Origin of the sequence: Planomonospora parontospora, assembly GCA_014647935.1 — a bacterium.
GTDB classification, from domain to species: Bacteria; Actinomycetota; Actinomycetes; order Streptosporangiales; family Streptosporangiaceae; genus Planomonospora; species Planomonospora parontospora.
On record BMQD01000019.1, the window covers coordinates 119,777 to 132,409 of the forward strand.

General features: G+C 74.2%; 9 protein-coding genes. 3 read left to right on the forward strand and 6 right to left on the reverse strand.

Annotated elements, in window-relative coordinates:
• Positions 1-109 precede the first annotated feature (109 nt).
• Complete coding sequence (locus IEZ07_RS26465) at positions 110-790, forward strand: endonuclease V (protein ID WP_204054605.1); 681 nt, start codon at positions 110-112, stop codon at positions 788-790.
• Here the strand turns inward: IEZ07_RS26465 and IEZ07_RS26470 are convergent.
• Both IEZ07_RS26470 and IEZ07_RS26475 read right to left on the reverse strand, forming a co-directional pair.
• The gene (locus IEZ07_RS26470; protein WP_191897225.1) at positions 787-1,968 is read right to left on the reverse strand and encodes a sensor histidine kinase; all 1,182 of its coding nucleotides are present in this window, start codon (positions 1,966-1,968) and stop codon (positions 787-789) included. The genes IEZ07_RS26465 and IEZ07_RS26470 overlap by 4 nt on opposite strands.
• Before the next feature lie 50 nt (positions 1,969-2,018).
• Positions 2,019-2,402 (reverse strand): response regulator transcription factor, encoded by a 384-nt coding sequence (locus IEZ07_RS26475; protein WP_191897226.1) that lies wholly within the window; start codon positions 2,400-2,402, stop codon positions 2,019-2,021.
• Between the two features lie 185 nt (positions 2,403-2,587).
• Here IEZ07_RS26475 and IEZ07_RS26480 point away from each other — a divergent pair, with 185 nt between their 5' ends.
• Together IEZ07_RS26480 and IEZ07_RS26485 are read left to right on the forward strand one after the other, a co-directional pair.
• Positions 2,588-3,061: an ATP-binding protein gene (locus IEZ07_RS26480; protein ID WP_204054604.1), complete on the forward strand. Its 474-nt coding sequence runs from the start codon at positions 2,588-2,590 to the stop codon at positions 3,059-3,061.
• Positions 3,062-3,212: 151 nt separating this feature from the next.
• The gene (locus tag IEZ07_RS26485; protein WP_191897227.1) at positions 3,213-4,712 is read left to right on the forward strand and encodes an amino acid permease; all 1,500 of its coding nucleotides are present in this window, start codon (positions 3,213-3,215) and stop codon (positions 4,710-4,712) included.
• A gap of 57 nt (positions 4,713-4,769) precedes the next feature.
• Here IEZ07_RS26485 and IEZ07_RS26490 read toward each other — a convergent pair whose 3' ends face one another.
• From IEZ07_RS26490 to IEZ07_RS26505, 4 genes are all read right to left on the reverse strand, one after another.
• On the reverse strand, positions 4,770-6,101 hold the full coding sequence (locus IEZ07_RS26490) for a hypothetical protein (RefSeq protein ID WP_191897228.1): 1,332 nt from the start codon (positions 6,099-6,101) through the stop codon (positions 4,770-4,772).
• 224 nt (positions 6,102-6,325) lie between these two features.
• Complete coding sequence (locus IEZ07_RS26495) at positions 6,326-10,915, reverse strand: non-ribosomal peptide synthetase (RefSeq protein WP_191897229.1); 4,590 nt, start codon at positions 10,913-10,915, stop codon at positions 6,326-6,328.
• A gap of 226 nt (positions 10,916-11,141) precedes the next feature.
• Entirely contained in the window at positions 11,142-12,377 is a 1,236-nt protein-coding gene (locus tag IEZ07_RS26500; RefSeq protein ID WP_191897230.1) for a cytochrome P450, read from the reverse strand.
• Positions 12,370-12,576: an MbtH family protein gene (locus IEZ07_RS26505; protein WP_191897231.1), complete on the reverse strand. Its 207-nt coding sequence runs from the start codon at positions 12,574-12,576 to the stop codon at positions 12,370-12,372. The genes IEZ07_RS26500 and IEZ07_RS26505 overlap by 8 nt, the downstream gene beginning before the upstream one ends.
• Positions 12,577-12,633: the final 57 nt, after the last annotated feature.

Sequence of the window (12,633 nt, forward strand, 5' to 3'; positions counted from 1 at the left end):
GCCTCACTGTTCGGCCGTCGCGAACGGTTACTGAGGCAAATGAGAGGGTGACGTTCCGTAATGACCGGAGAGCGCATCCGAAGGCGTCTGGGATATATCGTCACGGAGTGTGAAGATTCAGCTCTCCCACCCCTGGCCGGAGACCGCCGCCGAGGCCGAGGCCGTACAGGACGCCCTGCGCGCCTCGCTCGACCTGGCCGGTCCCGGCCCCCGCCGTCCGGCGGCGGTCGCCGGAGTGGACGTCGCCTACGCCGGCGACCGGCTGGCCGCCGCGGTCGTCGTCCTCGACGCGGTGACCCACCGGGTCGTCGAGCAGGTCGCGGTGACCGGCCGGACCGCCTTCGAGTACGTCCCCGGACTGCTCGCCTTCCGCGAGCTGCCCTCCCTCACCGAGGCGCTGGAACGGCTCACCATCGTCCCCGACCTGGTCGTCTGCGACGGGTACGGCCTGGCGCACCCGCGCCGCTTCGGTCTGGCCTGCCATCTGGGCGTGCTGACCGGCCTGCCCACCGTGGGCGTGGGCAAGACCGCGTTCGTCGGCTCCCACCGGGAGCCGGGCCGGGAGCGGGGGGCGTGGAGCGACCTGGTGCTGGACGGCGACGTCGTGGGGCGCGTGCTCCGCACCCAGGACGGCGTCAAGCCGGTCTTCGTCTCCACCGGACACCGGATCGACCTGGAGACGGCCTGCCGGCACGTGCTGGCGCTCAGCCCCCGCTACCGGCTCCCGGAGACGACCCGGGCCGCCGACCGGCTCTCCCGGACCGCCCTGCGCGAGGCCGCCGGCGGCTAGCCGGCGGGCAGGGTGACGGTGAAGCGGCTGCCGGGGTCGGCCGGGGCGTAGGAGGCGTCGCCGCCGTGCGCGCGGGCCAGCTCGCGGGTGATCCACAGGCCCAGGCCGACCGAACCGCCGCCGGTGTCGGCGCTGCTGAAGCGGGAGAACAGCAGGGGGCGCTTGTCCTCGGGCACGCCGGCACCGTGATCGCGCACGTGCACGGCGAGCATGCCCCGCCCGTCGGGCGCCGCGCTGACCACGATCGGCGGGGCGCCGTGGCGGGCGGCGTTGGCGGTGAGGTTGACCAGCATCTGCTCCAGCCGCTGCGGGTCGGCCCGCACCGTGAGACCGTCGGGGACCTCGACCCGCACCGGGGTGCCGAGGTAGCCGACCGCCTCCTCCACGGCGGCGCGCAGGGGCACGGTGGTCAGGTCCAGGCGGAGGCCGCCGCGGCTGTCGAGGCGGTCGGCGTCCAGCAGGCCGGCCGCCAGCCGCCGGATCCGGCCGGTCTGCCGCAGCGCCACGGAGACGATCGAGTGCCGCTGCTCCGCGGGCAGCTCCCCCTCCTCGTCCAGGGTCTCCAGCGCGAACTGGACGGAGGTCAGCGGGGAGCGCACGTCGTGCGCCAGAGTGGCGCTCAGCGCGGCCCGCCAGCGCTCCATGCGGCGGATGGTCTCCCGGTCGCGGCGCTGGTGCTCCATCTGGCGGGCGATCAGCACGCCTACCCCTACCAGCGCGGGCACGAATGTCACCGCGCCGGTGAGGGTCATCGGCCCCCGCTCGACGGCGAACAGCGGCACCAGGTAGGACGCGGCCACGAACGGGGACAGCGCCAGTACGGCCCGCACGGAGAAGTGCATGCCCGCCCAGACGGCCAGCAGCAGGTAGAACGGGGCCGTACCCGCCGTGCTCCCGCCGAACGCCCAGGTGGACAGGGCCAGGATCACCAGCGCGGGCAGGCTCAGCACCAGGGGGGCACGGGGGTCGGACCGGTGCCACGGAAGCCACCAGGCCAGGAGGGCCAGGACGGCCTGCACCGCGGCGAGCACCACAAGCGCGGTCCGCTGCCCCGGGACCGACGGGATCCCGGCCAGCGACAGCCCCAGACCCAGGGCGAACATCAGCGCCATCTGCCGGGAGGCCGTCCGCGGACCCTCTCCGAACAGCCCCCGGTCCGGCTCGCGCCCCTCGGTCACCGGCGCCCCCGGCACGGACCCGTCAGCACGTCAGCGGACCCGCCCGCGTGTCAAAGATGGGTCCCCGCCACGCGGGCCAGCAGGTCCTGCACGCGCGTCGCGAGGTCCTTGGGACTGAAAGGCTTGGTCATGTAGTCGTCGACGCCCGCCTCGAACGCCTGCGTCACATCGTCCTGCTCCGATTTGGCCGACAGCATCAGCACCGCCACGTTCTGCCCCCCGGGCATCTCGCGCAGCCTGCGGCACACCTCGGGGCCGGACAGCCCCGGCATCATCCAGTCCAGGATCACAACGTCGGGCAGCTTCTCGGCCAGGGCCTCCATGGCCGCCAGACCGTCACCGGCCATCTTCACTTCGTGTCCGGCCTTCTTCAGCGCGAAACTGATCACGAACTGGATGTCCGTGTCGTCCTCCACCGTCAGAACCCTGGCCATGCACTCACCCCCCGACGAAGCACATCCCCGGTAGGGACATTGCCCTGACCACTGACATTCATACCGCTCTCAGGCGCTTTGCACGAATTTGAAGCGCCTGCCCACCCCTCCGGAAGCGCCTCCCCGGGCCCGGATCCGGTGCGCCACACTGGAACGGACACCGGGCCCGAAGGGAGCGGCGAGCCGTGAGCCCCTGCGAGCTGGTGATCCTCATCGGCCTGCAGGGCGCGGGGAAGACCAGCTTCTACCACCGTACGCTCTCGGCGACCCACGCCCACGTGAGCAAGGACCACTTCCCCAACGCCCGCCGCCGCCAGGAGCGGCAGCTCCGGTTGGTCCGCGAGGCGCTGGAGGAGGGGCGCGACGTCGCCGTGGACAACACCAACCCCTCCCCCGAGGAGTGGCGGCCGCTCATCGAGGCGGCCCGGGAGTGCTCGGCGCGGGTCGTGGGCTGCTGGTTCCCGCCCGACCTGCCCGGCTGCCTGGAGCGCAACGCCGTACGGCGGGGGCGGGCCCGGGTCCCGGAGGTCGGCCTCTACGCCACGCTCAAGCGGCTGCGCCGTCCCCGCCTGGCGGACGGGTTCGACGAGCTGCGCACCGTCCGCTTCGACGGCCGCGGCGGGTTCGAGGTGGAGCCGCTGGAGGAGCGTCCGCCCTGAGCCGGGCCGGACCGTGCCACGGGGCGTGCCATGCGCCGTGCCGCTCCGGCGGGGAGGCCGGGAGACGGGACGGGACAGGCGCGCGATCCGCGGTTACCCTGAGATGAAGGTCAGGATAGTCCGCTTCGTCGGCTGTGCGGAGATGAAGGTCATGACCATGCCTCGCGCGGGATCGGGCGTGCTGCGCCGCAAGCCCATCGAGCACCTGGACGAGCCGGAGGGCGGCAGCGGCGAGCAGCTCACCCGCGTGCTCGGGCTGTGGCAGCTCACCGCGATCGGGGTGGGCGGCATCATCGGCGCGGGCATCTTCACCCTGGCCGGTACGGTGGCCAACGGCACGGCCGGTCCCGCGGTCGTCGTGTCGTTCCTGATCGCCGGGATCGCCAGCGCGGCGGCGGCGCTCTCCTACGCGGAGTTCGCCGGGCTCATCCCGAAGGCCGGGTCGGCCTACACCTACGGCTACGCGGTCCTCGGCGAGCTGGCGGGCTGGTTCATCGGCTGGGACCTGCTCCTGGAGTACACCGCGATCGTCGCCGTCGTCGCCATCGGCATCTCCGGCTACTTCTCGTTCCTCCTGACCGACCTGGGCGTGACCCTGCCCGCCTGGATGCTCGGGGCGCCGGGGACGGGCGAGGGGCACCGGGTGGACCTGTTCGCCGCGGCGCTCTGCCTGCTGATCGCCTGGCTGCTGACCCTCGGCATGAGGAACGCGGCCCGCTTCGAGACGGCCGTCGTCGCGCTGAAGGTCGCCGTGGTGCTGCTGGTCGTCGTCGTCGGCGTCTTCCACGTCGACTCCGCCAACTACACGCCGTTCTTCCCCTACGGCGTCGGCGGCGCCCTCACCGGGGCGGCCACCGTCTTCTTCGCGGTCTTCGGCTACGACGCGATGAGCACGGCGGCGGAGGAGTCCCGGGACGCGCAGCGCCACATGCCGAAGGCGATCGTGTACTCCCTCGTCATCTCGATGGTGCTCTACGTGCTGGCCTGCCTGGTGCTGACGGGCATGCAGCACCACTCGGAGATCGATCCGGAGAGCGGCTTCTCCTCGGCGTTCCAGTCGGTGGGCCTGCGCGGTCTGGCGGACGTGATCGCGGTCGGGGCGATCGTCGGCATCCTCACCGTGATGTTCACGTTCATGCTGGGCGTGACCCGCGTCTGGTTCGCGATGAGCCGGGACGGCCTGCTGCCGAAGTGGTTCGCCAGGACTCACCCCACCCGGCGCGTGCCGACGCGCGTGACCTGGATCGCGGGCGCCGTCTCCGCGCTCATCGCCGGGTTCCTGCCCATCGGGGAGGCGGCGGAGCTGACCAACATCGGCATCCTGCTCGCCTTCGCCGTCGTCTGCACGGCGGTGATCGTGCTCCGCTACCGGCGGCCCGACATGCCGCGGACCTTCCGCTGCCCGGGCATGCCGGTCGTGCCCGCGGTGGGCGTCGTCTTCTCCCTCTGGCTGATCACCTTCCTGCACTGGGAGACCTGGGCGCGCTTCGCGGTGTGGTTCGCCCTCGGGCTGGTCGTGTACTTCGGGTACTCCTACCGGCACTCCGCGCTGGCCCGGGCGGAGACCGCGGGCCCCGGGGGCCCGGGGTCCGGAGGATCGGGGTCCGGAGGATCGGGGTCCGGAGGATCGGGGTCCGGAGGCTCCGCCTGACCGCCGCCTGACCGCCGGAGACCACCGTGACACCGCGGAGCGTGACCCTGCGGCCCGTCAGCCGGTCGCCGGCACGCGCCGCGCCCGGATGCCGTGCGGGTCGGCCCGCTCCGTGCCGGCCGCGTCCGGGTTGGAGACCCGGATCAGGCCGCGCACCTGGCCCGACTTCCCGTCGGCGGTCACCCTGATGACCAGCATCCCGGGGTCGCTCCCGTGCGAGGAGTGCGGGTCGCCGGAGAGCGGGTGCGGCCCCCGGGTCGAGGCGAAGATCCATTTCTGGTCGGGCGAGCTCGCGAAGAGGTCGACCGTCGGGTCGGCGCTGAACGGGGAGACCAGGTCGACCGTGCCCTCGTGGGCGCCGGTCACGCCGTCGAAGACCTCGGCGACGTTGCCGTCGCGGTCGCCGACCCAGATGTGGCGCTCCCGGGTGGAGACCGCCGTGCCGTGCGCGTCGCGGTCGGCCGCCTCGTCGTCGTAGAGCCGCTCGACGGCGGGCGTGTTCGGCGGGTTCGCCGGGGAGTAGCCGCGCATCGGCAGCCGGAAGACGCTGAACTGGTCGAGGTTGGCGGGCGTGCCGCCGCCCCCGTCGCCGAAGACGAAGCCCCCGGCCTCGATGAACCCGCAGCCGTTGGCGGGGATGTGGGCGGTGTCGTACTCCCCCGTGATCGACATCGGCGTCGTCCGCCAGTCGGCCACCAGCATCCCGCCGCCGCGGAGGCTGACGAAGACCGGGCCGTTGTCGGAGGCGATGAACGGGCAGATCGGCGCGTTGTCGGGGCGCAGCCCCGGCGCCTGGCACGGCGCCCCGTTCGGGGTGGTGCAGCCCGCCAGGTCGAGCGTGGCGGCCGGTTCCTGCACGAAGCGGCCGGCGGCGTAGTCGGTGCTGATCCGCTCCAGCTTCTTGCCGTTCTGGTTGGCGATGATCAGGTATCTGTCGTCCTCGGTGGGCCAGAGGGCGTGGGCCTGCCGGGCCCCTCCCGCCCCGGCCTCGGTGCGCAGGCAGGCGAGCGGCCGCCGGGTCGCGGCGTCGAAGACGACCACGTGCCCGCTGGCGACGAAGGAGAGCGCCGCGTGGGTCTCGGCCTTGTTGAACACGATCATGTGGGGGCGCACCGGGAGCGCGCCCGTGCTCGCCGCGCACAGGGACGAGGTCTCGCCGCCCAGGTCGACCACGTGCGCGGGCCGCGTCCCGGACAGGTCGCGGGTGACGTCGTCCCCCGCGTACACGTGGATGTTCCCGCCGTACGACCGCCCGGCGCTGTCGGACTGGTCGACCAGCCACACCTCGTACGGCTCCGGCGGCGCCGCCGCCGCGGCCCCCGTCGTCCCCGCTCCGCCCAGCGCGAGCACCGCCAGCATCGCGGCGGCCGCGGCCCGCCACTTCCCCATGCGCCCTCCTGAGATCGGGTAGGCCGCAGTCTTTCCGGAGTGACGCTTCATATCAAGGAATTTCATGATTGATGGCCGGATGCGGCCCCGCACCGGGCAGGGCCGCATCCGGCCTCGCGGAGGGCCGTCCGACGGGTTCCGCGTACGGAACGGCCGCTCGGCAGGCCCTCGGCGGGCTCCCCGTACGCGGAGGCCGTCCGGCGGTCTCCGCGTACGGGGGCCGTTCAGCGGGCGCGGCGGACCACGGCGAAGTAGCCGGGCACCTTGACCGACGCCGTGTCGGACTCCGGGTCCACCGCGTCCAGCTCGACGGCGCCGGAGGCGACGTGCTCCCAGCCGCCGGCCGCGCCGAAGAACCGGTCGAGCTCGGCGTCGCCGAACCTGCTGGAGTGCAGCACGCCCGCCCGCTCCAGCGGGCGCACCAGGGTCGCGGCCCGGCCCCGGTCGCCGCCCACCACGCCCAGGTAGCCGAAGGAGGACTCCTCGTAGGCGGGTTCGAGCAGGATGAGCACCCCCCGGTCCCCGGTCAGCTCGGCCACCGTCTCGGCGAAGGCCGCGCGGGCGGCGTCGTCGAGCACGTGCAGCACCGCGCGGACGAACACGTTGGCGTCGCCGATCTCCTCGGCCAGCTCCGCGCCCTCCTCGGGCCGGGTCGCGTCCAGGGTGCGGAAGGCCGTGCGCGGCAGGCCGGCCGACTCGGCGACGGCGTGGGCGATGGCGCTCGCCGAGACGTCGGTGCCGATCGCCGCCGGGAAGTGCCCGGCGAAGGCCCTGGTGAACCGCCCGTTGCCGCAGCCGATGTCGACGACCGGCAGCGCCCGGTCCATCCGCTGCACGGCCACGCCGACCCAGGCGGTGAGCTCGGAGTCGCTGTCGGGGTCCCACAGCACGTCGCCGCCGGACCCGGTCCTGCCGACCCCCGCCCAGAACTGCTCCCAGGCCTCGCCGGTGTCCCGCGTCTCCCGCCGGTCGGCGGCCGAGGCGGCCAGCGCCGCCACGTCGAACGGGCCGAGGCCGAAGGAGCCGGTCCGCCAGGCGGCCGGGTCGTCGACGAGCCTGCCGAGGATCTCGGTGTAGGCGTCGAACATCTCCTCCACCAGCCCGTCGGGGAAGAGTCCGGGCAGGAAGTCCCAGTTGAACAGCAGCTCCCCGGCGACCTCGAACACCTGGAAGTCGATGGAGACCTGCGGCGTCTGCGAGATGGAGTAGGTCGCCTCGCCCAGCGAGGCGGCGAAGGCGCGCGGCGGGTGCCCGGCCAGGCTGGTCAGCACGATCGGCATGGCGGGGGCCATCGTGCCGCGCCGGCGGGCCAGCGCGCGCAGCACCTGGACCCCGCTGAAGTAGCGGTGCTCCAGGTCCGCCCAGAGCTGTGCCTGCAGCGCCTGGGCCCGCTCGGCGAACGTCCCGTCGAACTTCTCCACCGCCAGCAGCATGGTGGTCGTGGTGTCGCCCAGCAGCCCGTTGACGTCGGGGTGGAGCGGCAGCCGGTTGAAGATCGGGAAGTTGATCGTGAACCGCTCCATGCCGCTCCACGCCCGCAGGGTCTCGGCGAAGATCGCGCAGAGCAGGACCGAGGGGGTCACCCCGAACTCGGTGGCCTGCGCCTTCACCCGGTCCCAGGTCGCCGCGTCCAGGCGGTGGTCGCGGCGGTCGAAGCGGATGGGCAGCGCCTCCTGCTCCGGCGGCCGGGCGGGCAGCTCCGGGGCCGGCGGCAGGGAGTCGATCCGGTCCAGCCAGTAGATCTCCGAGCGCCGGTACACGTCGCTGGCGGCGAGCCGGTCGCGGCCGCCGATGACGTAGTCGCGGAAGGTCAGCCGGAGCGGGGGCAGGTCCTCGTCCGGGCGCTCGTAGAGCTGGACCAGGTCGGGGATGAGCACCTGGAAGTAGCTCCACGCGTCGGAGATGAGGAAGTCCAGGCTCAGGTGGATGCGGACCTTCCACGGGCCGGGCAGGATCGACAGCCGCACGTCGAACAGCGGCCAGTGGCCGTCGTCGAGCACCTGGTGGGAGAGCCGCTCGCGCAGCCGGAGCAGCGTGGCCTCGGCCTCGGCGGGCTCGGTGCCGCGCAGGTCCAGCACCTCGATGGCGTAGTCCGGCGGCTCGGCCAGCACCTGCTGCAGCGCGTCGGGCCGGATCACCGTGCGCAGGGCGTCGTGGCGCAGGACCAGCTTGCGCCAGGCCGCGGTGAAGCGCTCGACGTCCAGGTGGTCGCTCTCCCACTCGAAGTAGCCGTGGCAGCCCACGTTGCCCAGGTCGACCGCGTCGCCCCGGCCGACCCAGAGCGCCTGCTGGCACTCGGTGAGCGGGAACGGCTGGAAGCGGTTCTCCGGGTCGGGCTCGATGGCGGACATGCCGGCGAAGTCGGAGCGGCCCGTGGTCCGGCTGGTGGTGACGAGCTCGGCGAGCCCGGCGACGGTCGGGCTGCGGTACAGGTCGGGCAGGCTCAGCTCCACCGCGAAGGCCGTACGGACCTCGTCGATGAGCCGGAAGGCGAGCAGCGAGTGGCCGCCCAGCTCGAAGAAGTTATCGTGCACGCCGACCCGCTCGACGCGGAACAGCGCGGCCCAGATGCGCTCCAGCGCGGTCTCCGCGTCGTCGCGCGGCGCGACGGCCTCCGCGCCGGTGTCCAGCGCGGCGGGTTCGGGCAGCGCCTGCAGGTCGAGCTTGCCGTTGGCCAGCCGGGGCAGGGCGTCGAGGGCGACCACGGCGGCCGGGACCATGTACTGCGGGAGCCGCCGGGAGACGTGGGTGCGCACGGTCCTCGCCTCCGCGGCGGCCGGGGCGACGTAGGCGACCAGCCGGGTGCCGCCCCACTCCTCCTCGCGCGCGACCACGACGGCCTCCGCCACCCCGGGTGCGGCGGCGACGGCGGTCTCCACCTCGCCGAGCTCCACCCGGAAGCCCCGGACCTTCACCTGGGCGTCGGAGCGCCCGAGCAGCTCGACCGCCCCGTCCGGCCGGTAGCGGGCCAGGTCGCCGGTGTCGTACAGCACCGCCGACGGCTCCTCGGCCAGCGGGTTGAGCCGGAACCGCGCCGCGGTCAGCTCGTCGCGGCGGTGGTAGCCGCCCGCGACGCCGGCGCCCGCGACGTGCAGGCGGCCGACCACCCCCACCGGGACCGGGGTGCCGAACCCGTCCAGGATGTAGACCCGCGTGTTGGCGATCGGGCGGCCGACCGGCACCTGCCGCGCGGCGCGCACCTCCGCGGGGGTGGCCTGGGCGGTGAGGTCGGACCCGGCGCCGAGGTCGAGGCAGGACAGCACGTTGGTGGTCTCGGTCGAGCCGTACGTCATCACGACCTGGAACGGCGTGTCGGCGGGCGGCCAGCTGTGCACCCGCTCGGCGGTGGTGACCATGACGCGCAGCGCGGCCTGCGCGGGCCACTCCAGCGGCCACACGCGCTCGGCCAGCGCCGCGACGAGCATCGTGTGGGTGACGCGCTCGGCGACCAGCCAGTCCCTGACCTGCTCGGGGGTGCGGTCCTCGGCCTCCCCCACGCAGACGGTGACGCCCAGCGCGAGGTAGGGCATCCACTCCATGAGCTGTACGGCGAAGCCGGGCGTGGACAGCCAGGAGGCCCGGTCCCCGGGGCGCACCCCGTAGGCGCGCCCGGTCCAGTGGACGAGGTTGACCAGGGCCCCGTGCCGCTCCAGCACCGCCTTGGGCCGCCCGGTCGAGCCGGAGGTGTAGATCAGGTGGCTGACGGCGTCGCCGGTGAGCTCCACGGCCGGGGCCTCGGCCGGCTCGGCGTCGAACTCGGGGGCGTCGACGCGCACCGCCCGCACGCCGCCGGGCACCCGCTCCAGCAGCGCCTCGGGGGCCAGCACGGCGAGCGGCCGGGCGTCCTCGGCCATCTGGGCGATGCGGGCGTCGGGGTTGATCGGGTCGAGCGGCACCACGGCCGCGCCGGACTTGAGGATGCCCAGGACGGCGACGACGAAGTCAGCCCCGCGGGGGCACAGCAGGCCCACCCGCTCGCCGGTGTCCGCGCCGACGCGCCGCAGGAAGTTCGCGATCCGGTTCGCCTGCGCGTTCAGCTCACCGAAGGTGATCACTCGTGTCCCGTGCACGACCGCCGGGACGTCCGGCGTGGCAGCGGCGCGCGCGGCGACCAGCGCCGGGTAGTCGCCGTCCGGCCAGGCCGCGTCGGTGGCGTTCCACTCCACCAGCAGCCGCCGGCGCTCCGCCGCGTCCAGCAGCGGCAGTTCGGCGACGGGGACGTCGGCGGCCCGGCGCGCGGCGGAGGCGAGGGTGGCCAGGTGGCGCGCCATGCGCTCGGCCGTCTCCGGGAGCCACAGGTCGCCGGCGGCCAGCAGGACCGCGCCGTCCCCGGTGACGAGGAGGGTGAGGTCGGCCCGGACGCCGCCGCCGTGCTCGGCGGTGGTCAGCGCCACGGTGACGCCCCGGGTCTCGGCCCGCCGCTCCCCGGTCCCGTCCGCGGCACCCTCTGCGGCCCCGTCTGCGGCCCTGCCTCCGGCGGTGGAGGCGTCCCCGCCGACCGGCCGGGTGGTGACGCGCGCGGCCAGCACGCGCACGCTGTCGGCGGCGGTGACGCCGTAGCGGTGGGCCAGCCCGTCGGGACCGGTGAGGGTGATCTCCGTCGCGCCGCTGTAGCGGTGCAGGAAGGCCAGGAACACGGCGGTCCACCACGTCGCGGTCCGGCCCTCCACGGGCACCGGCACGCTCACGTACCCGGCGGCGGCCCCGCTGGTCCCGTCGGCCCCGGCGTCGCCGGTCCTGCTCCGGTCCACCGGGAGGTCGAGGTGCTCGGGGACGGTCGCCCGTCCGTCATGATCGATGATCTTGATGGCCACGCTGGTGCCTCCTTGGGCGACGCGGGCAAGCCGCGGGGGGAAAGACGCGAGGAAAGACGAGGGGGAAAACGCAGGGGAAGGTGATGCGGGGATCCAGAGCGGTCCGGGCGGGTTGCCGGGCCCCGGGAGCGGTCCGGGCGGTGCCGGAGCCGTGGCGGTCCGGATGGTCTGGGCGGTCCGGATGGTCTGGGCGTGCCGGGCGGTCTGGGCGTGCCGGGCGGCGGGGTCAGGCGGGTGCCGGGACCCGGGCCGGCGCGAGCCGTACCGGCAGGCGCCGCAGGCCCCAGGTGAAGTTCGAGGCGTTGTACACCGGGTCGCCGGTCAGCTCGATCCGCTCGACCCGCCGGGTCAGTTCGGCCACGAAGGCGCTCAGCTCCAGCCGGGCGAGCCGGGCGCCCAGGCACAGGTGGGGGCCGTGGCCGAAGGCGATGTGCCGGTTGGGGGTGCGGTCGGCGAGGAACCGGCCGGGCCGGTCGAACACCTCCTCGTCGCGGTTGGCGGAGACGTTCCACAGCGTCACCCGGTCCCCGGGCTCGACGCGGACGCCGCCGACCTGGGCCGGGCGCATCACGGTGCGCAGCGCGTGCACGCCGGGGGTCGTCCAGCGGAGGATCTCCTCGGCCGCCGCGGACGCCCCGGCCGGGCCGGCCGCCCGCAGCAGCTCCCACTGGCCGGGGTCGCGCGCCAGGGCGAGCACCCCTCCGGCCGCGGAGTAGCGCGTCGTCTCGTTCGCCCCGGCCAGCACGCCGTTGCAGTTGAAGATGATCTCCTCGTCGGTGAGCGGGCGCTCCCCGCCGGGGACGTCGGCGGCCCGGCGCTCGGTGGCGATGGCGCTGACGAAGTCGTCGCCGGGCCGGGCCCTGCGCTCGTGCAGCAGGTCGGCGAAGTAGAGGAATATCTCGCCGTGCGCACCGCTGCGCTCGGCCTCGTCCTCCGACTCGAAGGCGTCGGTGGTGATGCCGCCGATCCACTCCCGGTCCTCGCGGGGGATGCCCATGAGGGCGCAGACCACGTGGTTGGGGATCTTCTTGGCGACGTCGATGAAGTCGACCTCCCCGGTCTCGGCCGCCTCCCCGACCACCTCGGCGACGACCCCCCGGACGAGCTCCTCCATCCGGGGCATGGCCGACGGCCCGAAGGACCGCTGCAGGACCCGCTTGAGCCGGGTGTGGTCCGGGGCGTCGGAGACGATCAGCATGCGCTGGGCGACCGCCTCGACCGCGCCGGGGTCGCTGTCGAGGCGCATGCCGTACCGCGAGCTGAACGTCTCGGCGTCGGCGTAGACGGCGGCGATGTCCCGGTAGCGGCTGACCACCCAGAACCCGGGGCCGTCCGGCTCCGGGTGCCGGTGGACCGGCGCGTTCCGCCGCAGCCAGGCGAAGACGGGCCAGAAGGCGTCCCTGGCGAACAGGCCGGGGTCGAGGAGGTCCAGCCCCTCGGGCGGGCCGGGCAGCTCAGGCATGCCGCTCCCCCGCCCTCCGGCGCAGGTGGAGCGGGCGCGTGTCGGTCCAGTGCTCGTCGACGTACCGGGCGCACTCCTCCTCGCTCCCGCTGAACCCCGCGGCGCGCCAGCCGCGGGGCGGACCGGCGTCCTGCGGGTGCAGCGCGTGCTGCCCGGCGTCGTTGACCAGCACCGCGTAGCGGCTGATCCCGTCGTTCATGGGGCCTCCTTCGTGGATACCCCGGCCTTCAGGCCGGGGAGGAAACGAAGCTCCCGC

Bases quoted from the DNA above. Each gene is read 5' to 3' on its own strand.
- IEZ07_RS26475 (WP_191897226.1), bottom strand. From the start codon at position 2,402: ATGGCCAGGGTTCTGACGGTGGAGGACGACACGGACATCCAGTTCGTG.
- IEZ07_RS26485 (WP_191897227.1), top strand. From the start codon at position 3,213: ATGACCATGCCTCGCGCGGGATCGGGCGTGCTGCGCCGCAAGCCCATC.
- IEZ07_RS26490 (WP_191897228.1), bottom strand. From the start codon at position 6,101: ATGGGGAAGTGGCGGGCCGCGGCCGCCGCGATGCTGGCGGTGCTCGCG.
- IEZ07_RS26500 (WP_191897230.1), bottom strand. From the start codon at position 12,377: ATGCCTGAGCTGCCCGGCCCGCCCGAGGGGCTGGACCTCCTCGACCCC.
- IEZ07_RS26505 (WP_191897231.1), bottom strand. From the start codon at position 12,576: ATGAACGACGGGATCAGCCGCTACGCGGTGCTGGTCAACGACGCCGGG.